This window comes from Labrys okinawensis (assembly GCF_002982075.1).
GTDB lineage: Bacteria > Pseudomonadota > Alphaproteobacteria > Rhizobiales > Labraceae > Labrys > Labrys okinawensis_A.
In genome coordinates this window covers 17,606-42,681 of record NZ_PUEJ01000005.1, presented here as the reverse complement: position 1 = coordinate 42,681, position 25,076 = coordinate 17,606, and the positions used below count along the sequence as shown (strand labels likewise).

Here is a 25,076-nt window from a genome sequence, read left to right as displayed (position 1 = left end):
TATGGCGGCGGCTATTATGGTGATGATCGACGCTATCGCCGCCATGGCCGGCCGCGCCCCGGCAGACCAGACCCCGGCCCCGGTCGCTTTTTCCCCGGCACTCCCGGCACGCCGCCTAGTGGAACACCGGGATCGGGCTTGGAGCCTGGCGCGACACCGGGATCTGGAGGAAGGGTGTTTCCACGCCCGACGACTTCTGATGTCGGTGCTTCTCCTGGCCTGTCCCGCCCGGGATGGTCGGCACCGGCACCTCGGGTCGAACCGCCATCACCGGCTGCTCCAAGCGCCCCCCGCATCGAAAGCCCTTCACCGGCTCCCGCTGCACCATCCCCCAGCAAACCCGCACCAAGTGGCGGTTGCGCACCCGGCAAATTCCTCTGCTAGACGATTGCTTCGCGGTGGCCGGTACTCTCTTCAGACATCGGCCACCAACGCGGAGAATCGATCGAGAAACGAATAGTGCGTTTGCCAAGAAGCGCCCAACACAGCTCTCCCATCCAGATCGTGAGTTCAATGGTAGACAAGGACGCACTCGAACAGACGGCCCTCCGCCTGATCGCAACCCTGCCGGTGGGCAAGACCCTGGCTCCGGCGGACATCGCGCAGGAGGTCGGCGGCAAGGCCGCCGATCAATGGGGGCCCCTGATGCAGCCACTGCGCCGTATCGTGGTGCGCCTGGCCAAGGAAGGCCGGCTGGTGATCTATCGCAAGGGCGCGCCAGCCGATCCCGACGATTTCAAGGGCGTCTACCGGCTCGGACCGGTACGGATCGACTAAGGCGAAGCATTATCGGCGCTCCCAACGGCATTGAACCTCAATTGGCGGCGATACTGCCGGTGGCGATGTTCTGGGCCAGGAAGTCTTGCCATTGCTGCTCGGAACCGGCAAAGGCGTTACGGTCGACCTGGCCCTGGACTCCCGGCACCGAACCGGTGGCCGTGTATTGCCAGAAAGCCCAGGACCGCTTGCCGTAGCGCCCGGAAGGATGGCCCTTTACCGAACGCACCCAGAAGGGATAGTTCTCCAGTTCGCCGGTCAGGATCTCGCGGTGGAAATCCACCGTGGTGTAGATGATCGGCTTCTTGCCATAGAAGCGCTCCATCTCCCGCAGGAAGACCGCCATGTCGGCATGGATCTTCTGGGCCGGCGGGCGCAGCTTGCAGGTCGGCGAGAGATGGTTCCACTCCATGTCGAGAACCGGCGGCAAAGCGTCACTCGCCGGTGGCACATGAGTCTTGAACCAGGCGACCTGGTCCTCCACCGGCCGGCAGAAATAATAGAAATGATAGGCGCCGGTGGGTATGCCCGCGGCGCGGGCTCCTTCCCAATTGGCCTTGAATTTGTCGTCGAGGCGATCACCGCCTTCGGTCGCCTTCAGATAGGCGAAGCGCACGCCTCCCCGGGCTGCGGCGTTCCAATCGATGACGCCCTGATATTTCGAGACGTCGATGCCGTGAACAGGAAATCTGCTCGCCTCGGGATAGGCCTGCTGGACGGTCGAGCAGGCGCTGAGCAACAGCACGCCCGCTGCAATCAATCCGCGTTGCATGAAGCGCGACAGCGATCGCATTGTGATACCCATTATGAATGGCCGTTACGCCCGGCACTTCAACGACTGGAAACACAGGGTAGAGAGAGAAGCTTAACCGCTTCTCACTGTCGACAAAAATCTTTGAAGACTCGGCTCGCAAACACGCTTATCAGGCGAATCATCCCCTATTACCGGTCAAATCCTATCATGAAAGTCTCGGCCCTAAGCAAACTTCTCGTGATTGAGCCACGGGCGCGATCGCGGGGGGCCTGCAAGGCATCGAATATTTGCGGAACTTCCCGGCTAGGCCCATCCCTGCGTCTTGCCGGGACGTTCTGCTTGGCCGCCCTTGCTTGCGCCCTGCCTGCTTCCAGCCTCGCAGGCTGCCCACCGGAGGCGCTGGGCGTGTCGCGCACGCTGCCCGTCGGCACCGTCGGCGGCGGCGCGGTGGGCCTCAAGACCTATCCCCAGACCTTGCGACTGGCCCCGGGAGAGGTGGTGCTGACCTTCGACGATGGGCCGATGCCGGGGCGTACGGAGAAGATCCTCGACGCTCTTTCGAACCAATGCGTCAAGGCCACCTTCTTCATGATCGGCCGCAACGCCGCTTCTACCCCGGCTCTAGCCGCTCGGGTCGCGAAAGAGGGACATACCGTCGCCTATCATTCAATGACCCATCCCGTCCTGCGGCGCCTGCCCTTCGAGCGGGCCCGCGCCGATATCGAGAACGGCTATCATGCCGTCGACAAGGCGGTATGGGGCGTCGCGCGGGAACGCCCGCACCAGCCCTTCTTCCGCTTTCCCGGCTTTGCCGACTCCCCTGCCCTCAACCAATGGCTCGCCTCGCTCGACGTCGTGGCGTTCGGCGCCGATTTGTGGGCAAGCGATTGGGAGCCGGAAACACCGCAGGAAGAACTCGAGCTGGTGCTCGGGCGGCTCGAGAAGAACAAGGGCGGCATCGTGCTCCTGCACGACATCCAACCGCGCACCGTGGCGATGCTGCCCCAGTTTCTCCAGGAACTAAAAAGGCGTGGCTTTCGAATCGTGCATATCGTGCCGGGTCCCGGCGAGCTCGAAACCAAGCCTGCGCCTGCCGGCTGGTTCTCCCAGACCGAACGCATACTTGCCAATCAGGGCAAGCCTGCCGGCCAGCCAAGGCGCGCGCCGCCGCACTAGGTCCAGGGCAAACAAAAGGGCGATCCATCGCTGGATCGCCCTTTTGGAGCTTTGCTCTAATATGGTGCGGTCAAGAGGACTCGAACCTCCACTGGTCTCCCAACTACCACCTCAAGGTAGCGCGTCTACCAATTCCGCCATGACCGCGGTTGCTGCACAAGGCCGGCTCGCAGAACGCGCTGCCGTGTGAAGCGGGGCATCGTCTAACAGATCGATCACAGGGCAGCAAGGGCAATTCACGCTTTTCCTGCACTTAGCATGCAAGGCCTTGTCGAAGCGCCGATATCCGCCGATATGAAGGGCTCTTCCCCCGATTGGAACCGATCCAGTGACCAGCCGCAACACCATGGACCACAGTTTCCTGCCTGACGGCGATTCTCCGCCGGTGGAATGGCAGGTGATTGCGGGCCTCAGTCCCTATGAGGAAACCATTGCGGCCATGGAGGCCAGGGCAACGGCGATCGCCGACGGAACGGCCGGCGAGTGCGTCTGGCTGCTCGAACATCCGCCCCTCTATACCGCTGGCACCTCGGCTCGACAGGAGGATCTGGTCGCCTCGGATCGCTTCCCGGTGCACCAGACCGGGCGCGGCGGGCAATACACCTATCACGGCCCCGGCCAGCGGGTGGCCTATGTCATGCTCGATCTCAAGCGCCGCCGCCAGGACGTAAGGCGGCTGGTGACGGCGCTGGAGGCTTGGCTGATCGATACGCTCTGGGCCTTTCACGTCCGGGGCGAGCGCCGCGAGGATCGGGTCGGTGTCTGGGTGAGGCGCCCCGAGCGCGGCGAAACTGCCGAAGACAAGATCGCCGCCATCGGCATCCGTCTCAAGCGATGGGTCTCCTTCCACGGCATCGCCATCAATGTGGAACCCGAGCTCGACCATTTCTCCGGCATCGTGCCGTGCGGGGTCCGCGACCATGGCGTGACCAGCCTGGTCGATCTCGGCTTGCCGGTGACGCTGGATGATGTCGATCTCGCCTTGCGCCAGAGCTTCGAACCTATCTTCGGGCCGACGTGCCCGCCGAGGCAAGAAATCGAATCCGAAAACGCCGGCAAGGCCCTGGCCTGAGAGGATTTTACGCCTACCAGCTGGTTTTCGCGCTGGAAGCGAGCCCGTTGCCGGGAATGATCGCCAATGCGATCAGCCAGCCGACCATCGGGCCGCTGAACAGACCGAATGTCGCCAGGGCCTGCTGCCAGGAAGCAAGAGCCCCCCGGTCGAGAAAGAAGATCGCAATCGCGACGGCGAGCAGATAGAGGCTCAGAAAGGCCGGGATCACCAGGCCGGACCAGCCGAAATCATGCAGGCGCTTGCGCGAGAGGCAGATGGCCGACCAGGCGATGGCCGCGACGAAGGCGAAGGAACCCAGGCCATAGGGGCCGCTCCAGCCCTGCATGGCATGATGACCGCCGACCGCGAGCGCGGCCAGCAGCACGACGCCGGCGGTGAAGGCAACGCGATCGATCGCACCGGACGGTGAAAGCAGCAAACGCAGGATGACGACTGACAGCATTGTCCTGACAACGCACTGAACCCAAGCTGGATATGCTTTTAACATCCGCGGGTTAACGCAGCGTTTCGAGGTTCAGATTCCGGTTCATGGTCCCTCGCCTCCTTACAGGCGGCCCGTCGCCACCCGCATCTTGTCGGCCAGGCCGCCGCCGATTCGGCGATAGAGAGCATGCGCGATCTGCTCGTCCCGCTTGCAGAGCGCCTTGAGCTTGGCCTGATCGAAGGCCAGGACGCGCACGGCATTTTCCGTGATCACGGTGGCGGTCGCCGGCACGCCCGTAGCGAAGGACACGTCTCCGACGAAAGCCCCGGCGCCGACATGGGCGACGAGCTGGTCGCGCACGCGCACTTCCGTCTGGCCTTCGCAGATGAAAGTGAGTTCATGCACCGGATCGGCCTCGGTGGTCACCACCGAGCCAGGCTCCAACGTGCGCCATTCGGCCGTTCGCAGGAGCTGGGCGATCTGAGCCTTATCGAGGTCTCCGACGATCGGCTTGATGAAAGCCTTTTCGTCGGCCGAGAGCTTCAGGCTGAACCGGTCGCGCAGGAGAATGCCGAGTTGCACCAGATTGATCAGGATGAAGGCACTGTCCCAGGCGATCGATGGCCAAACCGCGGAGCCGCTAAACAGGAAATAGAGGACCTCCAGGGCAATGCCCACCACCGCCGCCAGCCGCAGCCAGAAGATGTTGGTCAGGAGGTAGGAGACAGCGATGATGGCATAGGCGATGTGGCCGGGGAGCGCGCCCCAGCTGAAGAACTGGTCCCAGACGCTCAAACCCACTCCCCCTCGACCGCGAATGCCGGAATGTCAGAAAAGCACGATTTCTTCGAAACGAGCTTTCTTTTCAACTCTTGCTCTGACGCATTTTCCCAGTCGAAAAATCCGTCACCTGTTCTTGAAAATTCTAGGCAAAATCCATGATCACCGCATCAACCGCCAGGGTGTCGCCCGGCTTGACGCGGATCTTCTTGACGGTGGCGTCGCGCTCGGCGCGCAGGACGTTCTCCATCTTCATCGCCTCCACCACGCAAAGCGCCTCCCCGGCCTTGACCTCCTGGCCCTCGGCGACCTCGATGGCCCGGACCAGTCCAGGCATCGGACACAGCAGGGCGGTGGTGAGCGCCGAGCTGCTCTTGACCGGCATCAGGCGGGCAAGCTCGGCTTCGCGCTGAGTGTAGATGCGGATGTCGGCGGCAGTGCCGCGATGGGCGAGCACGACACCATTGGGTATGGCGCGGACCAGCATGGACACCGGCTCGCCATGGATGCGGCCCGACCACACCGGCTGGCCGGGCTTCCAATCGGAGGTCAGCGTCACCAGGCGCTCCGGCGCGCCTTCCGGCGTAAGGAAGGTCACCTGCATCTCCCCACGCGCCTCGTCCACTTCAACGGTGAAGGACGTGTCGCCCAGCATTGCGACGCGGCGACGCTCGAACTCCACGGGTCTGCCGACCATCTGGCCGCTGATGCCGCGCTTGCGCTGGTTCTGGATATGGTCGATCGCCGTCGCGACCGCCGCGAGCCGGTCCGCAACCACCCCCTGGGGCGGGCTGATTGAAAAACCGCCGGGGAATTCCTCGGCGATGAAGGCGGTCGACAGCCGGCCCTCCTTCCAGCGCTCATGCTGCATGAGGGCTGAGAGGAACGGAATATTATGGCGAATGCCTTCGATGGCAAAGCCGTCGAGCGCATCCGACATGGCGGCGATCGCGCCGGCCCGTGTCGGGGCATGGGTGCAAAGCTTGGCAATCATCGGGTCGTAGTGAAGCGAGATCTCGCCCCCCTCGAACACGCCTGTGTCGTTGCGGACCGTGATCCCCTTCTCGCGCCGCTCGGCCGGTGGACGATACTGGGTCAAGCGGCCGATCGAGGGCAGGAAATTGCGTAAGGGGTCCTCTGCATAGACGCGCGATTCCACCGCCCAGCCCGAAAGCCTGATGTCGGACTGCTTCAGCGCCAGCTTCTCGCCGGCGGCGACGCGGAACATCTGTTCGACGAGATCGATGCCCGTCACCAGTTCGGTCACGGGATGCTCGACCTGCAGGCGCGTGTTCATCTCCAGGAAGTAGAAGCTCTTGTCCTGCCCGGCGACGAATTCCACCGTTCCGGCAGAATCATAATTGACCGCCTTGGCGAGAGCGACGGCTTGCGCGCCCATCAGGGCCCGCGTCTCCGCGTCCAGTAGAGGCGATGGCGCTTCCTCGATCACCTTCTGGTTGCGGCGCTGGATCGAGCATTCGCGCTCGCCCAGATGAATGACGTTGCCATGCTTGTCGCCGAGCACCTGGATCTCGATATGGCGCGGCTCGACGATGAACTTCTCGATGAAGACACGATCGTCGCCGAAGCTCGCCTTCGCCTCCGAACGCGCCAGGCGGAAGCCTTCCTCGACCTCGGCCGAAGAATAGGCAATGCGCATGCCCTTGCCGCCGCCGCCGGCGGAGGCCTTGATCATCACCGGATAGCCGATCTCCTCGGCGATACGTATAGCGGCCGCGCTGTCCTCGATGATGCCGAGATGGCCCGGCACGGTGGAAACACCCGCTGCGGCGGCCGCCTTCTTGGATTCGATCTTGTCGCCCATCGCGGCGATGGCGCGCGGATTGGGCCCAACAAAGATGATGCCGGCCTCCTCGAGCGCCCTCGCGAAGGCCTCGCGCTCCGACAGGAAACCATAGCCCGGATGCACCGCGTCGGCGCCGGTCTTGCGGCAAGCCTCGATGATCTTCTCGATCTGGAGATAGGATTGGGCCGCGGGCGGCGGGCCGATATGAACGGCCTCGTCCGCCATCTCGACATGCAGAGCGTCGCGATCGGCGTCGGAATAGACGGCGACTGTGGCAATCCCCATCCTGCGCGCCGTCTTGATGATGCGGCAGGCGATTTCTCCGCGATTGGCGATCAGAACTTTGGAAAACATGCCTGCAATCACCCAGGATGGCTCGAATGGGCGCGCTGCCCTCGATTAGGGCGTCTCATAGATTCCGGCCGCACGCAATAAGCCGGCCGGGAGATTCAGGCGGCGTGCACCGCTGATCGCTACGGAGGAGTGGTTCCGGCCTGTTCCGCCCAAGCTCTCGCATGCGCCTTTGCCAGGGAACGCGGATCGCCGCCAGGGCTTCAGCATGGCTTCGGATCCGACGGCGGCGACATGGGCAGAGAATGCCCACCCGCAGGCGACAGGATTTGAGACGAACAGGCTGATATCGAGATTCATCTTCGGCGGCCAACACCCTGCCCAAAAAGCAAAATGCCGGCCCGAGGGCCGGCATTCGATGGTATCGCTTCAATAGGCTCGAATGGATTAGATCATCTGGCTGATCGACTGATCCCAGTTGTTGGTCGCCGCCATCTGGCGGGGATCGACCAGAGCCAGCAAGGCCCGCTCGGCGCGGCTCACCCTGCCATCATGCTGGATGCGCCGGTTCAGCCAGGCGCTGTCGCGATCGGCCAGGACCACGGGCGTGGTGAGGGAGCGGCCACCCGTATTGCTCGGCTGGTTGGTCGCCAGCAGATGAGCCTGGATGGTTTCGGCGAACAGCCCGTCCCAGGCCGGGTCCTCGCTGTTGCAGCCTTCGGCCATGTCGAACAGCATCTCGGCTTCCTGGCGCGAGATGATGCGGCGCCTGGCTCCCTTCTCGACCTGGAAGAGGCGGGCCATGTTGACGATATCCTGCGTATCGATCACGCGGGAGAAATGAATGCGGCCCTTTGCGGCCGGTCCCTCGCCCGTCATCGCGGCATGCTGGATCTGGTGCAATGCGAAGCTGGCGAGCTCGTCCGGCACGCTGTCGGCCTGTTCGACCAGGCGGATCAGCAGGCCGAGTTCGGCGGCATTGGCCACCAGTCCCTCGCCGCCATCGAGCATCGAAAGCACCCAGGCTCCCTGCTCCTTGGAGATGCTGCCCTTGGGCTCGTTACGATCCAGGACGAAAGCCGTCAGCATTTCCTCGAACAGGGCATTGAAACCCTTGTTGCGCCCAGCCAGTACGCCCTGAAGCGCAAAGAGTGCGTCGGCATCGGCGGCCTGGAGCTGCACGCCGTCCTGCCAACGCTGGCGCATTTGCTGGACTTCGGAATCCTCGATCGAACCGCGCTCCAGGGCGGGTTGAATCAGAGTTGCGATAGGTGACGTCACCATAGTGTCGTGCCTTGCCTTGGTTTGCGCCAAACTCGCGGCGCCTCATGATGCCAATTTGAGCCTGGACCACTCAAAGTGGCGTTAATGAGTCTCACCCTAAGGGCCGCACATGGCCAAAGAATGTGCGCTTCGCCACAATCCTGTGGCAATGTCGGGCCGAAATCCGATCATTCGCAACGTTGGGCTTGGCGGCCGTCACGGGCTCGACGAAAGAGCCGAATATCAAGAGGACGATCCGTTACACCCGATATCTCTCTGATATCAAACCCTTTTCAGGGTTCAGCCATGCCGCTGCCGCAAGCCTGCCCTGCGAGGTGCGGCTGGCCGGCAGGAAGCGCTATCGACGGGATTCACCATGTTTTGTTATTTTCCCCTACGGCAGGCAAAATAACCGGCCTGGCCATCTCACTATAGCGGGATGTTGTCATGCTTCTTGCGCGGAGCCTCGACATGCTTGTTGCGCAGCATGGCCAGGGCCCGTGCCACCCGCTTGCGCGTCTGCGAAGGCTGGATGACTTCGTCGATATAGCCGCGCTCGGCGGCGACGAAGGGCGAGAGGAAGCGGTCCTCATAGCCCTTGACGTGCTTGGCGATCTTCTCCGGGTCATCCATGTCCTGGCGGAAGATGATCTCGACGGCGCCCTTGGCCCCCATCACCGCGATCTGTGCCGTCGGCCAGGCATAATTGACATCTGCCCCGACATGCTTGGAGGCCATCACGTCATAGGCGCCGCCATAGGCCTTGCGGGTGATCACGGTCACCAGCGGCACGGTAGCCTGCGAATAGGCGAACAGCAGCTTGGCACCGTGCTTGATCAGCCCGCCATATTCCTGCGCCGTGCCGGGCAGGAAGCCGGGAACGTCGACCAGGGTGACGATCGGGATCTCGAAGGCATTACAGAAGCGCACGAAGCGCGCGCCCTTGCGGCTGGCATCGGAATCGAGCACGCCGGCCAGCACCATCGGCTGGTTGGCGACGATGCCGACGGTCCGTCCTGCAAGACGCGCGAAGCCCGTGATGATGTTGCGTGCGAACGTCGCCTGGATCTCGAAGAAGTCTCCCTCGTCCGCCAGCTTGGTGACGAGTTCCTTCATATCGTAGGGCTTGTTGGGGTTGTCCGGCACCAGCGTATCGAGTGAGGGCTCCAGCCGCTCGATATCGTCGAAAGACGGAATCTCCGGCGGCCCCTCGCAATTGTTGGCCGGCAGGAAATCGATCAGCCGACGCATCTGCAGCAGGGCTTCTACATCGTTCTCATAGGCGCCGTCGGCCACGGAGGAGCGCACGGCGTGGACGGAGGCTCCACCCAGTTCCTCGGCCGTCACCGTCTCGTTGGTGACCGTCTTGGTGACATCGGGGCCTGTGACGAACATGTAGCTGGTGTCCTTCACCATGAAGATGAAGTCGGTCATGGCCGGCGAGTAGACATCGCCGCCGGCGCAGGGTCCCATGATCAGCGATATCTGCGGGATCACCCCAGACGCCAGCACGTTGCGCCTGAAAACCTCGCCATAGCCGCCGAGCGCCGCCACGCCTTCCTGGATGCGGGCGCCGCCGGCATCGAACAGGCCGATGATCGGCGCCCGGTTCTTTAGCGCCATGTCCTGGATCTTGTTGATCTTGGTGGCATGGGTCTCCGACAGCGAGCCGCCGAACACCGTGAAGTCCTTGGCGAAGACGAAGACCTTGCGGCCATTCACCGTGCCCCAGCCGGTGACGACGCCGTCACCGGCGATATGGGTGCGATCCATGCCGAAATCGACGGCACGATGCTCGACGAAGGCATCGAATTCCTCGAAGGAGCCGGCATCGAGCAGCAATTCCAGGCGCTCGCGTGCGGTGAGTTTGCCCTTGGCATGCTGTGCTGCAATGCGCTTTTCGCCACCGCCCAGCAGGGCCTGGGTGCGGCGTGTATCGAGTTCGGCCAGGATATGCTTCATGAAGGGCGCTTCCCGCGGCTCTTGTTGGAACCTGCCGCGCCTTGTTCCATACAGCGATATCGCCCGGATTTCACCGTGCTCGGCCTTTCCCCTGGGAAATTCCACAGGAACCGGCGCTCGCCGGCGCAAAACGCAGCTTGAGCAGGAGGGCGGCGGCCAGAGTGACGCCGGCCAGCGCCAGCGAGAGGGCAAGCGCCCCCTCCTGACCCCACCAGCCGATCACGCGTGCATAGATGACAGGCGCCCCGGCCGAAACCATGAAGCTCGGGGCGAGAAGGCGGCCAGTGATGGCACCATAGGCGCGATGGTCGAACAGGACGAGCGGAACCGTGCCGCGCGTGATCGTCGCCAGGCCGTTGCCGGCACCATAGCCGAGGGCGAACAGCATGGCCGCCGTGAGCGAGTAGCCACCGGCAAATCCTGCGGCAAAGGAAAGCGGCAGCAGGGAGCAGGCCAGCAGATTGAGCGCGAGCGGATGCAGGCGGGTGCCGAACAGGATCTCGGCGAGTCGCGCGCCCGACTGGCCGATGCCCCGCAGCGTGGCGACCCAGACTGCCGTAGCCTGGGCAAGGCCGAGCCCGGCCAGGATGGCAATCATGTGGGAAGACATGCCGGCGTTCAGGAAATTCAGGATCGTGGTGATCAGGGCGTAGAGCACGCCGGCAAGAAGGAGGCCGGAACCGGTGCTGCCCGGCCTCGGCCCGGATCTCTCGGCACCGGGCGCCGGTTCCTCACGGCGCCGAACGGCCGGCAATGCCAAAGCGAGCGGTACCGTTGCCAGCAACAGGCCAGCATAGACCAGCACGGCCCCCCGCCAGCCGAGGCTGTCGGCCAGCGTCGTTCCCAGCGGCCAGAACGCCGTGGAGGAAAGACCGCCCGGCAATGTGATCTGAGCCATCGCGCGCCGCGCCTCGGCCCCGCCTGCCCGGGCCAATGCGGCGAAAGCGGCGTCATAGAGCGTCAGCCGCATGGCGACGCCCAGGACCAGCCAGGCGGCGAAATAGACAGGCAGGGAATGGCTGACGGCCAGCCCCACACATCCCGAGGCGGCGAGCACCGATCCGGACGCCATCATGCCGCGACCGCCATGGCGATCGATCAGCCGCCCGCACAGCGGCGAGACCAGGCCCATCACCAGCATAGCCACGGCAAAGCCACCATAGACGATGTCGCGCGACCAGCCGAGCTCGACTGCCATCCTCTCGCCGAAGCCGCCGACCAAGTAATAGGTCGCTCCCCAGGCCACGAACTGGAAAAGGCCGAGGCAAAGGACGGTACGCCGCTCGATCACCGCCCGGCCTCGCTATCGAGAGGCGGCCCGTCGTTCCCGATCCCGAGAGGACGCTGCATCAGCACGGTATCGACCCAGCGCCCGAGCTTGAAGCCGACTGATGTCAGCACGCCCACTTCGGAAAAGCCCAACCGCCGATGCAAGGCGATCGAGCCGGCATTGCCACTATTGCCGATCACCGCCAGCATCTGGCGCCAGGGGCCGGCCTCGCAGCGGGCGATCAATTCCTCCAGCAGGAGGCGACCAATGCCTCGCCCGCTCATATCCGGCGCGACATAGACGGAATCTTCGACGGTATAGCGATAGGCGGGGCGCGGCCGGTAGGCCGTGGCGTAGCTATAGCCCACCACGCGCCCCTCCGTCTCGGCCACGAGATAAGGCAGCCCTTGGGCCAGGACGCCGAGGCGGCGCGAAACCAGCTCTTCCAGGCTCGGCGGCACCTCCTCGAAGCTCGCCAGGCCTTCGAGCACGTGGTGGGCGTAGATAGGCTGCACCGCCGCGATGTCCTTCTCGCGGGCGTCCCGCACGCGTATGGCTGCCGCATTGGCGGCTGGATCCATTCGATTCGCTGTCATTGCCGTCGCCTGCTTGCCGTCCTTCATAACAGGATCGCCTCTCCCCGCCATCGGCCGTTCGGCCAGCGCTTCCAGTTTGGTGAGGCCGACATCCGCCAGCAACCTGTCGTCGAGTTCGCGCCAGGCGGCCCACTGGTGAAGGCGCGACCGGGGAGACAAGCAAGGTAGCGCCCGGTTTCCCTGCCGGTTGCCATGAATGCTGCCAGAAGCGGCAGGCGGCTTGTCATCCCGCATTCTCTCCGCCTTGTAAAAACCAGCCGGATTATCGCCCTTCCCTTGAATAAAGGAAGCTTTGGAAAATCATGCTAAGCATAAGGAAATCTTTGGCATGAGAACGACCGCGATATGAACCGCCTCAACCTCGATCATCTCAAGGCATTCGCTGATGTCGTCGAACTCGGCAGCTTCTCGGCGGCAGCCGATCGACTGAACCTGACGCAACCAGCGGTCAGCCTGCAGGTCCGCCAACTGGAGAGGCGCCTCGGCACGGCCCTGGTCGAACGCGTCGGCCGCAAGGCAAGGCCGACGGCAGCCGGAATGGAATTGCTGCGTCACGCCGCCCGCATCGACGCGGCCGTCCAGGAGGCACTCGAAGCAGTCGCCCGCCAGAGCGAAGGTGTGATGGGCACGGTGCGCATCGGTACCGGCGCGACGGCCTGCATTTTCCTGCTGCCAGCCCTGCTCCAGAGCTTGCGGCAACGCCATCCCCGGCTCGAGATCGTCATAACCACCGGCAATACCGGCGAGATCGCTCGCGCGGTCGAGGACAACCGGCTCGACCTCGCCTTGGTCACCATGCCTGTTTCGAGCCGCTCGCTCGAGATCGAGCCGGTCTTCGAGGACCCCTTCATGGTCATCGCGCCGCCGCACACCCGACTGCCGGCCCCTGCTTCTCCCGCCGCTCTCGCCGACTTGCCGCTGCTGCTGTTCGAACCCGGCGGCTCACCGACGACTGGTTTGCGCAAGCAGGCCTGTCGCCGCGTCCGGTAATGTCGCTCGGCAGCGTGGAGGCGATCAAGGAACTGGTAAGGGCGGGGCTCGGCTGTTCGATCCTGCCCGGCATCGCCGTTCGCGGCGACGCCGCTTCCGGAGCCCTCGCCGTACAGCCGCTCTCGCCGCCCCTGTCGCGCAAGCTCGCCATCATCGTCCGGCGCGACAAGCCCCTGCATCGCGGGCTCAAGGAAATCCTGCAAGCCCTGCGCCAACTGCCCGCCCCACCGCCTGCTTCCGCAGTGTCCGGGACCCTATGCGAAGATTAACAATTTGTAATCAGATACGCCAAAGCGTCTTTCCAGGTAGCGGCGATGTCCAGCCTCCCGGAATTGGCGCTTCGCGGGAGCAAGATTGCGTTCTTCGACATGACATCATCCTCCCATCGAGGCGTGCGCTCCAGTTGGCGACGGCAAATCGACGTGCAATAGTCTGATCAAGCCTTTGGCACCGACTGCCCATCCGTCGGCGTGTATCCGGAATGGAGAGCCGTTCAAAACGAAAACAATGAACGCATCCGACTAGCCGGATCTTTCGAGGGCCTGCATCCAGGGAGGATTGTATGACCAAGATTCGGACGACCGGCGAAGGACAAGCGTCCCGCCGCAAATTCCTCGGCGAGGCCGCCGCCGTCGCTGCCGTCGCCATTGCGGCCCCGTCGATCGCGCGGGCCCAGACTCCCACCAGCATGCGCTGGCAGAGCACCTGGCCGGCCAAAGACATCTTTCACGAATTCGCCCAGGACTACGCCAAGAAGGTCAATGACATGACCGGCGGCGAGCTCAAGATCGAGGTGTTGCCGGCCGGCGCCGTGGTTCCGGCCTTCGGCCTGCTTGACGCCGTGTCGAAGGGAACGCTCGACGGCGGGCATGGCGTGATGGTCTATCACTACGGCAAGCAGACCGCCCTGGCTCTATGGGGTTCAGGTCCCGCTTTCGGCATGGACGCCAACATGCTGATGGCATGGCATAAATATGGTGGCGGCAAGGAGCTGCTCGAGAAGCTCTATGCCTCGATCGGCGCCAATGTCATCTCCCTGCCCTATGGCGCCATGCCGACCCAGCCGCTCGGCTGGTTCAAGAAGCCCATCGGCAAGCCAGAGGATCTCAGCGGCTTGAAATTCCGCACCGTCGGCATCTCGATCGACGTGTTCTCCGGCATGGGGGCGGCCGTGAACGCCCTGCCCGGCGGCGAGATCGTCTCGGCGATGGACCGCGGCCTGCTCGACGCCGCCGAATTCAACAATGCCTCCTCCGATCGTGCACTCGGCTTCGCCGACGTATCGAAGGTGTGCATGCTGCAGAGTTACCATCAGAATGCCGAGCAGTTCGAAATCCTGTTCAACAAGACCAAATATGACGCCCTGCCCGACAAGCTGAAGGCCATCATCGCCAATGCCACCGAGGCAGCCTCCCAGGACATGCAGTGGAAAGCCATCGACCGCTATTCCCAGGACTATGCCGAGTTGCAGTCGAAGAATGGCGTCAAGTTCTACAAGACTCCCGAGGCTCTCCTGAAGAAGCAGCTCGAAGTCTATGACGAGGTGGTGAAGAAGAAGGCAGCGGACAATCCCCTGTTCAAGGAGATCCTGGACTCGCAGATAGCCTTCGCCAAACGCGCCGCGCGCTGGGAACAGGATACGGTGGTTAACAGGCGCATGGCCTTCGATCATTACTTCGGCGCCAATGGCGCGGCCAAGAAGATCTGAGGCTTTGACGGGTCGGCTGGCGTTACGCTCCGGAATTTGAAGCGCCGATTTTGTCATGCCCGGACCTGATCCGGGCATCCAGGGCCCACCTGCTTTCAAGCGGGCGATATGGGCTGGATTGCCGGGTTGAGCCCGGCAATGGCAAAGCTCGGGCCATTCTTGTTCCGCTGACGCCGAGCCGCCCCCGCGGGACGGCAGATATTGGCGCGGCCCTTCTTCGCCGAAGGAGCCGCCCTGCCTCCCTGGTCTTCCTACTCCGTTTCCTCTTCCCGCCGGGCAGCCGCATGACCATTCAGCGTTTACTTTACGGGATCGACGCCATCAGTACCTGGGTCGGCAAGGCAGCGGCCTGGCTGGTCATCGCCCTCATGCTGCTGGTGTGCGCCGAAGTCTTCAAGCGCTACATCCTGAACCAGCCGACAGCCTGGATCTTCGATGCCAGCAACATGCTCTACGGCTCGCTGTTCATGCTGGCCGGCGCCTACGCGCTCGCCCAGAATGCGCATGTCCGCGGCGATTTCCTCTATTCTTCGATGCGCCCGCGCACCCAGGCCAGCTTCGACCTCGTGCTTTACATCGTCTTCTTCCTGCCCGGTATCGCCGCCCTGGTCTATGCGGGGACCGACTACGCCGCCTCGTCCTGGCGCATCAACGAGCATTCCAGCATCACGGCCGACGGGCCGCCCCTCTATCATTTCAAGACGGTGATCCCGGTCGCCGGCGCCCTGGTCATGCTGCAGGGCCTGGCGGAGATCACGCGCTGCCTCCTCTGCCTCAAGACCGGGCGCTGGCCCGAAAGGCTCAAGGACGTCAATGAAATCGATGTGGTGGGCGAGCAGCTCGAGCACAGCCAATATGTCGATGCCAGCGTGCGCGAAGCGGCAATCGCCGGCGTGCAGCGCATCGATGAAGCGGCCCGCCAGCGCGGCATGGGCGGAGACCAGTCCTGATGAGCGATCCTGCACTCGGCCTTCTCATGCTCGGGCTCATCGTGGTGGTGATCATGATGGGCTTTCCGACGGCCTTCACCCTGATGGGCCTCGGCATCTTCTTCGGCTTCTATGCCTATTATGATCCGGCGCAGCACTGGATGGACAACCGCATCTTCGACCTGATGGTCCAGCGCAGCTACGGCGCCATGACCAACGATGTCCTGATCTCCATCCCGCTCTTCGTGCTGATGGGCTATGTGATGGAACGCGGCGCGCTGGTCGACAAGATGTTCTACTCCATCCAGCTCTCGTTCCGACGGCTGCCGGCAGCGCTGGCGGTGACGACGCTGATCGTCTGCACCTTCTGGGGCATCGCCAGCGGCCTGGTCGGCGCCGTCGTGGTGCTGATGGGGGTGATCGCCCTCAATCCGATGCTGCGGGCCGGCTATGACGTGAAGCTTGCCTCCGGCGTGATCACCGCCGGGGGCACGCTCGGCATCCTCATCCCGCCCTCGGTGATGATCATCGTCTATGCCGCCGTCGCGGGCCAGTCGGTGGTCAAGCTCTATGCCGCGGCGATGTTTCCCGGCTTCTTCCTGGCCTTCCTCTACCTCGTCTACATCATCGGCTGGGCCATGCTCAATCCGCGCATCGCCCCCGCCTTGCCGCCGGAACAGACCAGGGTGCCGGTCCCGGCCTGGATGCCGCGTTTCCAGGCGCTCTATTCGCCGAACATGCCGGCGGGGCTGTTGCGGGCCCTGTTCTCGCCCCGCCGCGCGCTCGAACTGGAGACCGCAAACGGCCGCCTGACCTACCGGCAGATCGCCGGGAACTTCGCCGCGACGCTGGTGCCTCTCCTCCTGGTCGCCGGCACCCTCGGTCTGTTGTGGTGGTATGTCATCATACACGGCCAGGCAGGCGTCGAGCCGGATGCCGCCGCCGGCCTGGAGCAACTCGGCTCAAGCCCGGAACAGCTCGGCTCGGCTCCGGAACAGCTTGGCTCGACACCCGAACAGCTCGGCGCTCCCGAGCAACTGGGAAGCCCGGACGCGGGAGGTGCGCCGGTGGCAGGCCCGACCGGTCCAGCCACGGCCTTCTTCGTGACCTTCGGTATCATCGCCGCCGTGGCCGCCGTGATCCTGGCCCGCTATTATCGCGCCATGGGACCGGAGCGGCTCGAAGTCATCAAGCTCCTGAGCTCTTCGGTCCTGCCGCTCGCCATCCTCACCGTCCTGGTGCTGGCAGTCATCCTGTTCGGCATCACCTCCGCCACGGAATCGGCCGCCGTGGGGGCGGCGGGAGCCTTCGCCCTGGCCCTGGCTGCCCGCACGCTCGACTGGAAGCGCACGAAGGAAGCCGTCTTTCTCACTGCCAAGACCACGGCGATGGTGTGCTGGCTCTTCATCGGCTCGGCGGTGTTCTCGGCGGTCTTCGCCATTCTCGGCGGGCAGGCGCTGATCGAGCAATGGGTGCTGTCGCTCGACCTGACACCCCTGCAATTCATGATCCTGTCGCAGGCGATCATCTTCCTGCTCGGCTGGCCGCTGGAATGGACCGAGATCATCATCATCTTCGTACCGATCTTCCTGCCGCTGCTGAAGCATTTCGAGATCGATCCCATCCTCTGGGGCGTCATCGTCTTTGTGAATCTGCAGGCGGCCTTCCTGTCGCCGCCGGTCGCGATGTCGGCCTTCTATCTCAAGGGCGTGGCGCCGCCGCATGTGACGATCAACCAGATCTTCGCCGGCATGATGCCCTACATGGCCATCGTCGTGCTGTGCATGGTGCTGATGTATCTGTGGCCCGGGCTCACCCTTTGGCTGCCGCAATATCTTTACGGCCGGTGATTTGCCACCGGCCCGCTCTGCAAAGGCTCGACTCGGGTGCCATTGCGCTGTAGTGCGACGTACATCGTCGTCCCCAACAGGAAATTGCCATGTCGAGCCTGGCCGAACTGCGCCCCGATGCCCTCGCCGCCCTCCACGGCGAACTGACGCGCGAATACGAGGCCTTGAAAGACCGCAAGCTCTCACTCGACATGACCCGCGGCAAACCGGCGCCCGAGCAGCTCGACCTCGCTGAAGGCATGCTCGCTCTGCCCGGCAACCGCGACCATCTCAGCGAAGCCGGCGAGGATACCCGCAACTATGGCGGGCTGCAGGGCCTGGCCGAGGTACGCAACCTGTTTGCCCCGGTGCTCGGCGCCCCTGCTGCCCAGGTCATCGTCGGCAACAATTCCAGCCTGGCGCTGATGCATGACGTCCATGTCTATGCGCTGCTGCGCGGCGTGCCTGGCGGGACGAAGCCCTGGAGCAAGGAAGAGGAGATCGCCATCCTCTGCCCGGTGCCGGGCTATGACCGGCATTTCGCCCTGAGCGAGTCCTTCGGCATCAAGCTCATCCCGGTGCCGCTCACCGGCGAAGGCCCCGACATGGACGAGGTCGAGCGCCTGGCTGCCGACCCGAAGGTCAAGGCGATCTGGTGCGTGCCGCAATATTCCAATCCGAGCGGCGAGACCTATTCGGATGCCGTGGTCGAACGCCTCGCACGCATGAAGACGGGCGCGCCCGATTTCCGCATCCTGTGGGACAACGCCTATGCGCTGCACCATCTCGGCGAGACCAGGCCGCATCTCGCCAATATCCTGGAGGCCTGCGCGGCGGCAGGCAATCCCGACAGGCCTGTTGTCTTCGCCTCGACCTCGAAGGTCACCATCGCCGGTGCCGGCCTGGCTTTCATCGCCGCCTCGCCCGCGAATGTGCGCTGGTATCTCGACAATGCGAGCAAGCGCACCATCGGTCCCGACAAGCTCAACCAATTGCGCCATGTCCGCTTCCTGCGCGATCTCGACGGCATCCACGCCCATATGGAAAAGCACCGCGCCCTGATCGCCCCGAAATTCGCGGCGGTGGAGGAAGCCTTCGAACGCCGCCTTGCCAGCCATAGCTTCGCGCGCTGGACCAAGCCGGCCGGCGGCTATTTCATCATCCTGGACGTGATGGCAGGCACGGGCTCGCGTGTGGTGGCCCTCGCCAAGGCAGCGGGCCTGGCCCTCACCCCGGCCGGCTCCACCCATCCCTATGGCAAGGACCCCGAGGACCGGACCCTGCGCATCGCGCCGACCTATCCGAGCCTCGCCGAGGTGAAGCTGGCCGCCGATGCCGTGGCTCTCTGCACCCTGCTGGCGGCGTGCGAAAAGCGCATGGCGGGATGAGGTTTCCTGGGACCGCCGGCATCTTGCCGGCTGTCTTTCCTCCAAAATGCGACGGTTCCAAGAGGCCGGCAGGATGCCGGCGGTCCCAGGCTTACCGTCCCAACGCCAGCAGGCGCGAGGCCGCTTCCATCTCGCGCCAGCGCCAGGCGCGGCGCTGCTGGGCCTCCTCGTCCTGGCCCCAGAGTTCGGCCTGATAGTCTTCATCGACATGAGCCGCGGCCCAGGCCGCTTCGGGCTCCAGATGGCCTTGCGCCACCGCCAGCGCCAGGATGACCGAACCGGTCAGCGTTGTGACGGCATGAAGGCTGGCCAACCCGAACTCATCATGCCGGGCTACGGCCTCGGCGATGGCGGCCAGGGCTTGCGGGGATTGCTGCTTGTACTGGATGCCGTTGACCACGGCGAGCCTGGCGCCCAGATGCTCGGCCGCCCAGGCCAGCACCGGATCCCAGGCCTCGGCCTGGCGGCGAACCAGTTCCTCGGGCTGGTCGGCCCGGTAGCAGAGGAAATCCGAACCGCCATATTTGGCGATTTCGTCGATCACGGCCTGCCGTGAGGTGCGCACGCCGTCGATGGCGGAGTTGGCGATGCGGGTGATCGGCATGGAGAAGGGATCGATATGGCTGCCTTGCCCGTTCCACTCCGCCGCGGCCGCCGCGGCCATTTCGGGCTTGGCGAAAGCCAGCAGACCCTTGGCGGGCGTACGGGCCACGCGGCCGTCGAGCGCCACGGCATGCTGCCCGTCCTGCTCGACCACGCTCGCTTGACTGTAGAAGCGCTTGGGCAGTTCGGGCTTCATGCCCTTCTGGGCGGCATGCATGGGATCGGGCGTGGCGCCATCGCGGAACCAGTCGCCATAGAAATCACGATCGCTCATTGCGGCTCGGTCACCTTGAAAGCTTCGACCAGCGGCAGCAACTGCGCGAAGTCGTCGATGATATGGTCGGCTCCCGCCTCGGTGAGTTCGGAAACCGGATGGTTGCCCCAGGAAACGCCGATGGTGCGTGCGCCGGCACGGCGCCCCATCAGGATGTCGAAGCTGGTATCGCCAATCATGATGGCATCCTCGGGACGCAGGCCTACCTCGCCGGCACCCTGCACGATCATGCCAGGATCGGGCTTGGAGGGAGCGGTATCTGCGGTCTGGATGGTGGCGAACAGCCCTTCCCAGCCGAAGCTTTCGAGGATGCGGTCTACGCCGCGCCGCGATTTACCCGTCGCCAGGCCCAGGATCACGTCGTCACGCCGGCGCAATTCGGCCACCGCTTCCGCCGCACCCGGGAACAGTGGCGGCGCGAAGGCGGGATCGTTGACGCGGGCCAGGAAGGCGTCGCGATAGAAGGCGGCAGCCTTGTCGATGTCGTCGGCGCTGGTATCGTCGCCGAACAGGCGCTGGATCGCCGGCACCAGCGAGAGCCCGACAATGCTCAGCATCTCCGCACGCGGCAGCGGCGGGCGTCCCATGCCTCTAAAGGTCTCGACCAGGCAGGCATGGATCAGATGCTGGCTGTCGAGCAGCGTGCCATCGACGTCGAACAGGACAAGTTTCACGCCTCAATCCTCCGGAGCGTCGACGATGGGATCATAGGCCGAGGCATCGAAGCCCAGTATCTCGAAGCTCTGCTTCATATGCGGCGGCAAGGGCGCGGTGACGTCGAGCGTGCCGCCGCGCGGATGCGGCAGGGTGATCCGGCGCGCATGGAGATGCAGCTTCTTGGGCAGTTCCTCGGGAATGTTCTCCATGGCTTCCCCATATTTCGGATCGCCGATGATGGGATGGCCGATATGGGCGGTGTGGGCGCGCAGCTGATGGGTGCGGCCGGTCACCGGTTTCAGCGACAGCCAGGACACCGAATTGGCGGCGCGATCGACCAGCGAATAATAGGTGATGGAATGCACGGCCTCCTCGTCGCCATGCTTCATCACCCGCACCTTCTCGCCATCCATGCCAAGTTGCTTGGAGAGGAACAGCGAGATGCGGCCCTGCTTGGGAGCGGGCACGCCCTTGACCAGGGCCCAGTAGATCTTGCGGGCCGAGCGGGTGCGGAAGATGGCGCCGAGATCGGAGGCCGCCTTTCGGGTCTTGGCCAGCACCAGCACGCCGGACGTGTCGCGATCGAGGCGGTGGACCAGGCGGGGCTTCTCGCCATCCGGCCCGGCCAGGGCCGCGAGCATGCCGTCGACATGGCGCTCCGTGCCGGAGCCGCCCTGGACCGACAGGCCGTGCGGCTTGTTGATTACCAGCACGTCCCTGTCCTCATGCAGGATCAGGGAACGGATGAAATCGGCGTCCTTCTGGCTCTGCGCCGAGCGCTTGACGCTGGTGATCGCCGGATCGGAACGCGGCAGCGGCGGCACCCTGACATTCTGATCCTTGCTGAGGCGATCATTGGTCTTGGCGCGCGCGCCGTCGACGCGAATCTGGCCGGAGCGCAGCAATTTCTGCAAATGGCCGAAAGCGAGGTCCGGAAAATGCGTCTTGAACCAACGGTCGAGACGCATGCCGTCCTCATCGGCGGTGACGATACGGGTTTCGACCAGAAAGGACATCAAGGTTCCGACACGCGATTGAGGGATTGCGTCCCTATAAAGCAGCACGGCGCCGCTGTCTGCCGGAAATCGCCGAAGGCGACTGCTTGCCGGTGAGGTATGGATCGTCCAACCTGCAGCGCCCCCAGGCGGTTCACGCAAGGCGTGGCTCCTTTCGGGGAAAGGCAACCGCAGCGATAGCGAAGGAAGATTGGTGATGTCCGCAGACCAGGAGCGGCCGATACGAGCCACAGGTGGCTGTCTGTGCGGCTCGGTGCGCTATACGATCCGCGGCGCCGTGCGCGACGTCTGGGCTTGTCACTGCACTCTGTGCCGAAGGCTGCATAGCCATTTCGGCGCCTATGCGGCCTGCGCCCCAGCCGATCTCGACATCGCCTCGACGAAAAAGCTGCGCTGGTACCGCTCTTCGCCGACGGCGAGCCGCGGTTTCTGCTCCAAATGCGGCGCCCAGATCTTTTGGGATGGCAAGGGCAGCAGTCACATATCCATTGCGGCGGGAACGCTCGACGAGCCAACCGGCCTCAGGCTGGTCAAGCATATCTGCGTCGATCAAAAGGGCGACTATTACGAGATCGCGGATGGGTTGCCGCAAGAGGGGTAGGAACCCGATCGCTACGCGCGTGCCGGCGCGCTGGTTTTGAGGAAGTCCCGCAGGACATCGCTGATGCGCCCGGCGGCGCTCTCCAGAGCGTCCGCCCCGAATCCCGAAAAACCAAGCACGAGGCCCTGGCGGGCCGGCGCACTCAGATACATGGGCGACAGGGCCCGTGCCCCGACGCCTTCAGCGAACAGCCTGCGGACCAGATCGCGATCGCCAGATGCATTCGCAAGCCTCGCTACCAGATGGAGCCCGTGCTCCGGCACGGCAAAGTCCAGCTCGCCTGCGCAATGATGGCGGAGCGCGGCGACGAAGCCGTCCCGCGCGGCCTGCACGCGCCGGCGAGCCCGGCGCAGATGGGCCGCGAAATGGCCATCGTTGAGGAAATCAGCCACGGCGCCGTGTACCAGAGTGGGCGGCTGCCTGTCGGACAAGGTCCTCAGGCGCAGCACCCTGTCGAGCAGGGCCTCCGGCAGCACCGCATAGCCGATGCGGATACCCGGAAACAGCACCTTGGAGAATGTGCCGAGATAGGCGACCCGGTCGGCCCCGTCCATGCCCTGCAGGGCCGTGAGCGGCGGACCCGAGAAGCGAAATTCGCTGTCGTAGTCGTCCTCCACGATCCAGGCATCGTTGCGCTTGGCCCAATCGATCAGAGCCAGGCGCCGACGCATGGTCATGGCGACGCCGAGCGGAAATTGATGGGAGGGCGTGACATAGACGAGGCGGGCCTCGGCCCCGCGCTTCTCGCCCCCGGCGGCGTCGATCCCCTCCCCGTCGACGGGTACGCCGATCAGCCTGGCACCCGCGGCCTCCAGCGCCGCCTTGGCCAGGGGATAGCAGGGATCCTCGATCCAGGCGGCATCGCCGGGCTTGAGAATGGTACGCACGATGAGATCGAGGCCATGCATGGTGCCGGTGGTGACGACGATCTGCTCGGCGTCGCAACGCACGCCCCGGGCCGCCCGGAGATAGGCCGTGATCGCCTCCCGCAACTTGCTCCCGCCACGCGGATCGCCATAGCGGAAATGCTCCGGCCCCGGCTGGGCGAGGTTGCGCGAGAGCAAGCCGCGAAAGACACGCATGGTCTTGTCGTCGAGGGTGGCCACGCCCAGTTCGCACGGCAGCGCCGGCGAAGCTGGCCTCTGTCCGGAGGGGCCGGCGCGCCGTTCCCAGACTGCCGGCACCTGTGCCGCCACGAAGGTGCCCGCGCCGATGCGGGCCTCTACGAAGCCGTCGGCGACAAGCATCTCGAAGGCGGCGACGGCAGCGGCCCGCGACAGGCCGAGCCGCTTGGCGAGATCGCGCGTCGTCGGCAGCTTGGCGCCCGGTTGCGCCAGGCCTGTCTCGATCAGTCTACGCATGGCGACATAGAGTTCGCGCCTGCGGGGCCCCCGGCCCGGCAACACGGGCATCAGGGTGGACCAGTCGGGCAAATTGGTTCGAATTCTTTTAGCCAAATTGGATCTTTCTCGGACCAATGTAATGACGCACCCTGCGCATGTTCATCGTTGAAAGCAAGGCACCATGAAAGAGCAGGAAGCAACGCCGGAGCGTTTCGCCGTCACCGGCCGCAACCGATTGAGGCGGCGGCACGACCGCGGCCATTATGACCATGAGGCTGTCTATGCCGTGCTCGATGCCGGTTTCATGTGCCATGTCGCCTATGTCATCGACGGCCAGCCCTATTGCACGCCCACGATCCATTGGCGTGAGGACGACTGGCTCTATTGGCACGGTTCCTCGGCCAGCCGCATGCTGCGCAACCTCAAGGGCGGCACGCCGGTCTGCCTGACGGTCTCGCATCTCGACGGTTTGGTGCTGGCGCGCAGCGGCTTCAATCATTCGGCCAATTATCGCTCGGCGATCTGTTTCGGCACCGCCCGCATCATCGACGATCCGGATGAAAAGGCGAAGGCCCTGCTCGGCGTGGTCGACCGCTTCTATCCCGGCCGTGCGGTGGAGCTGCGCCGGACGCATGCGCAGGAATCCAAGGCAACCATGGTGATCGGCATGCGCATCGAGGAGGCCTCGGCCAAGGTGCGCGCCGCCGGCGTCGGCGACGACGAGGAGGATTACGGCCACCCGGTCTGGGCCGGCGTCATTCCGGTCCAGACGGTGATCGGCACAGCAGAACCCTGCCCGCGCCTGCTGCCGGGCATGGGAAAGACGGCAGGCCTGGCGGGCTATCGCGCCGGGCGGCGTCTCGATGAAGCCTTGCTGGAGGCGCAAGAGCTCTATGAAAGCGAGACGGAGACAGCAGAGCCTGTGAGCTGAGTGCCGCTGCCAAGGCCGCAGGCTCTTGGAAATTCGCCTTGCGCCATGCTCGATCTCAGCACATCGGTGAACTGTGTGTCACTCCCCACCTTGACTGAAAAACTGTAGTGGATGCCAATGGTCGCAGCCACGATGGATACGGCGGCGATTTTCCAAAGGCGAACATTTCATGAATGAGCACCAACCTGCCATGAGTGAGAATCCATCTGAGCGCCTCGTCGACCAGCGTGTTCGAAACAGGATCATGGACTCGATGTGCTGGTTGGCGGAAGGCGCCGGGGCTGTTCGAAGAATGAGCCCGCAGGAATTCTTCGAGATGTTTTTTGATTGGGTGGATGACGATCGCCCCGAATGGCCTTGGCCGAAAGGAGCACCCGATACGATGACGCCCGCCGAGGTGGATGCCGTAAGCAAAGTGCTTGCAGTCGTCAACGCAGCGATAGCCGATATAGACGATAGCCATGACGACGTCGCCGTCATTGCTTCTGGCTGGCTTGAGCGCATCTCGCCGGTGGCTAGGACAGCTCTCGATTTGATGCTCGCTCGCGGGTGCTTTGATGAGGATTTCGAAGAGAGCGAACCGAGCAACAAAATTTTTGAATCCCTTTTACGCGCTCATTTGAATTAGCGGC

At 64.1% G+C, this 25,076-nt stretch carries 23 protein-coding genes, 1 tRNA gene and 1 pseudogene; 11 read left to right on the top strand and 14 right to left on the bottom strand.

Annotated elements, in window-relative coordinates; translation table 11 throughout:
- Positions 1 to 115: 115 nt before the first annotated feature.
- Entirely contained in the window at positions 116 to 268 is a 153-nt protein-coding gene (locus C5L14_RS30360) for a hypothetical protein (RefSeq protein ID WP_181161168.1), read from the bottom strand.
- Between the two features lie 245 nt (positions 269 to 513).
- On the opposite strand from C5L14_RS30360, the gene C5L14_RS13870 reads away from it, so the two are divergent.
- Positions 514 to 777: a DUF3253 domain-containing protein gene (locus C5L14_RS13870; protein WP_105862658.1), complete on the top strand. Its 264-nt coding sequence runs from the start codon at positions 514 to 516 to the stop codon at positions 775 to 777.
- Between the two features lie 37 nt (positions 778 to 814).
- Here the strand turns inward: C5L14_RS13870 and C5L14_RS13865 are convergent, their stop codons facing one another.
- Complete coding sequence (locus C5L14_RS13865) at positions 815 to 1,570, bottom strand: glycoside hydrolase family 25 protein (RefSeq protein ID WP_245443388.1); 756 nt, start codon at positions 1,568 to 1,570, stop codon at positions 815 to 817.
- A 300-nt stretch (positions 1,571 to 1,870) separates the two neighbouring features.
- Here C5L14_RS13865 and C5L14_RS13860 point away from each other — a divergent pair, with 300 nt between their 5' ends.
- Positions 1,871 to 2,707: a polysaccharide deacetylase family protein gene (locus tag C5L14_RS13860; protein WP_245443387.1), complete on the top strand. Its 837-nt coding sequence runs from the start codon at positions 1,871 to 1,873 to the stop codon at positions 2,705 to 2,707.
- Positions 2,708 to 2,769: 62 nt separating this feature from the next.
- Here the strand turns inward: C5L14_RS13860 and C5L14_RS13855 are convergent.
- Positions 2,770 to 2,854, bottom strand: a tRNA-Leu gene (locus tag C5L14_RS13855).
- A gap of 181 nt (positions 2,855 to 3,035) precedes the next feature.
- Here C5L14_RS13855 and lipB point away from each other — a divergent pair.
- Positions 3,036 to 3,779 carry a lipoyl(octanoyl) transferase LipB gene (gene lipB, locus C5L14_RS13850; RefSeq protein WP_181161167.1) on the top strand — a complete coding sequence of 248 codons (744 nt, stop codon included), beginning with the start codon at positions 3,036 to 3,038 and terminating at the stop codon, positions 3,777 to 3,779.
- Positions 3,780 to 3,792: 13 nt separating this feature from the next.
- Here lipB and C5L14_RS13845 read toward each other — a convergent pair whose 3' ends face one another.
- The 7 genes from C5L14_RS13845 to C5L14_RS13815 all read right to left on the bottom strand — a co-directional run bounded on the left by C5L14_RS13845 (position 3,793) and on the right by C5L14_RS13815 (position 12,334).
- Positions 3,793 to 4,224, bottom strand: coding sequence for a hypothetical protein (locus C5L14_RS13845; RefSeq protein ID WP_105862656.1), 432 nt, complete (start codon positions 4,222 to 4,224; stop codon positions 3,793 to 3,795).
- Between the two features lie 102 nt (positions 4,225 to 4,326).
- Positions 4,327 to 5,001 (bottom strand): Crp/Fnr family transcriptional regulator, encoded by a 675-nt coding sequence (locus C5L14_RS13840; RefSeq protein WP_181161166.1) that lies wholly within the window; start codon positions 4,999 to 5,001, stop codon positions 4,327 to 4,329.
- A gap of 130 nt (positions 5,002 to 5,131) precedes the next feature.
- Entirely contained in the window at positions 5,132 to 7,147 is a 2,016-nt protein-coding gene (locus C5L14_RS13835; protein ID WP_105862654.1) for an acetyl-CoA carboxylase biotin carboxylase subunit, read from the bottom strand.
- A gap of 384 nt (positions 7,148 to 7,531) precedes the next feature.
- Positions 7,532 to 8,368, bottom strand: a complete 837-nt coding sequence (locus C5L14_RS13830; RefSeq protein ID WP_146126907.1) for a hypothetical protein — start codon at positions 8,366 to 8,368, stop codon at positions 7,532 to 7,534.
- Positions 8,369 to 8,776: 408 nt separating this feature from the next.
- Entirely contained in the window at positions 8,777 to 10,309 is a 1,533-nt protein-coding gene (locus C5L14_RS13825; protein ID WP_105862652.1) for an acyl-CoA carboxylase subunit beta, read from the bottom strand.
- 70 nt (positions 10,310 to 10,379) lie between these two features.
- Positions 10,380 to 11,600: an MFS transporter gene (locus C5L14_RS13820; RefSeq protein WP_105862651.1), complete on the bottom strand. Its 1,221-nt coding sequence runs from the start codon at positions 11,598 to 11,600 to the stop codon at positions 10,380 to 10,382.
- Complete coding sequence (locus C5L14_RS13815) at positions 11,597 to 12,334, bottom strand: N-acetyltransferase family protein (RefSeq protein WP_342588409.1); 738 nt, start codon at positions 12,332 to 12,334, stop codon at positions 11,597 to 11,599. Before C5L14_RS13815 ends, C5L14_RS13820 begins: the two co-directional genes overlap by 4 nt.
- A gap of 186 nt (positions 12,335 to 12,520) precedes the next feature.
- Between C5L14_RS13815 and C5L14_RS13810 the strand changes: the two are divergent.
- The 5 genes and pseudogenes from C5L14_RS13810 to C5L14_RS13790 all read left to right on the top strand — a co-directional run bounded on the left by C5L14_RS13810 (position 12,521) and on the right by C5L14_RS13790 (position 19,019).
- Positions 12,521 to 13,434: pseudogene (locus C5L14_RS13810) on the top strand (LysR family transcriptional regulator).
- A 293-nt stretch (positions 13,435 to 13,727) separates the two neighbouring features.
- Positions 13,728 to 14,873 (top strand): TRAP transporter substrate-binding protein, encoded by a 1,146-nt coding sequence (locus tag C5L14_RS13805; protein WP_105862650.1) that lies wholly within the window; start codon positions 13,728 to 13,730, stop codon positions 14,871 to 14,873.
- A gap of 284 nt (positions 14,874 to 15,157) precedes the next feature.
- The gene (locus tag C5L14_RS13800) at positions 15,158 to 15,823 is read left to right on the top strand and encodes a TRAP transporter small permease subunit (protein ID WP_105862649.1); all 666 of its coding nucleotides are present in this window, start codon (positions 15,158 to 15,160) and stop codon (positions 15,821 to 15,823) included.
- Positions 15,823 to 17,652, top strand: a complete 1,830-nt coding sequence (locus tag C5L14_RS13795; protein ID WP_105862648.1) for a TRAP transporter large permease — start codon at positions 15,823 to 15,825, stop codon at positions 17,650 to 17,652. Before C5L14_RS13800 ends, C5L14_RS13795 begins: the two co-directional genes overlap by 1 nt.
- An 89-nt stretch (positions 17,653 to 17,741) precedes the next feature.
- Entirely contained in the window at positions 17,742 to 19,019 is a 1,278-nt protein-coding gene (locus C5L14_RS13790) for an aminotransferase (RefSeq protein ID WP_105862647.1), read from the top strand.
- A 91-nt stretch (positions 19,020 to 19,110) separates the two neighbouring features.
- On the opposite strand, the gene C5L14_RS13785 is transcribed toward C5L14_RS13790, so the two are convergent.
- From C5L14_RS13785 to C5L14_RS13775, 3 genes are read right to left on the bottom strand one after another with little or no spacing between them, the layout of a single operon-like run.
- Positions 19,111 to 19,896, bottom strand: coding sequence for an ATP12 family chaperone protein (locus tag C5L14_RS13785; RefSeq protein ID WP_105862646.1), 786 nt, complete (start codon positions 19,894 to 19,896; stop codon positions 19,111 to 19,113).
- Positions 19,893 to 20,570 (bottom strand): HAD-IA family hydrolase, encoded by a 678-nt coding sequence (locus C5L14_RS13780; protein WP_105862645.1) that lies wholly within the window; start codon positions 20,568 to 20,570, stop codon positions 19,893 to 19,895. Before C5L14_RS13780 ends, C5L14_RS13785 begins: the two co-directional genes overlap by 4 nt.
- A gap of 3 nt (positions 20,571 to 20,573) precedes the next feature.
- Complete coding sequence (locus C5L14_RS13775; protein ID WP_105862644.1) at positions 20,574 to 21,569, bottom strand: RluA family pseudouridine synthase; 996 nt, start codon at positions 21,567 to 21,569, stop codon at positions 20,574 to 20,576.
- 196 nt (positions 21,570 to 21,765) lie between these two features.
- Between C5L14_RS13775 and C5L14_RS13770 the strand changes: the two genes are divergently transcribed.
- The gene (locus C5L14_RS13770; RefSeq protein WP_181161165.1) at positions 21,766 to 22,170 is read left to right on the top strand and encodes a GFA family protein; all 405 of its coding nucleotides are present in this window, start codon (positions 21,766 to 21,768) and stop codon (positions 22,168 to 22,170) included.
- Positions 22,171 to 22,181: 11 nt separating this feature from the next.
- Here the strand turns inward: C5L14_RS13770 and C5L14_RS13765 are convergent, their stop codons facing one another.
- Complete coding sequence (locus C5L14_RS13765) at positions 22,182 to 23,582, bottom strand: PLP-dependent aminotransferase family protein (RefSeq protein ID WP_105862643.1); 1,401 nt, start codon at positions 23,580 to 23,582, stop codon at positions 22,182 to 22,184.
- A 112-nt stretch (positions 23,583 to 23,694) separates the two neighbouring features.
- Between C5L14_RS13765 and C5L14_RS13760 the strand changes: the two genes are divergently transcribed.
- Both C5L14_RS13760 and C5L14_RS13755 read left to right on the top strand, forming a co-directional pair.
- Positions 23,695 to 24,444 (top strand): pyridoxamine 5'-phosphate oxidase family protein, encoded by a 750-nt coding sequence (locus tag C5L14_RS13760; protein ID WP_105862642.1) that lies wholly within the window; start codon positions 23,695 to 23,697, stop codon positions 24,442 to 24,444.
- Between the two features lie 169 nt (positions 24,445 to 24,613).
- On the top strand, positions 24,614 to 25,072 hold the full coding sequence (locus tag C5L14_RS13755; protein ID WP_105862641.1) for a hypothetical protein: 459 nt from the start codon (positions 24,614 to 24,616) through the stop codon (positions 25,070 to 25,072).
- The last annotated feature ends 4 nt before the right edge of the window (positions 25,073 to 25,076 follow it).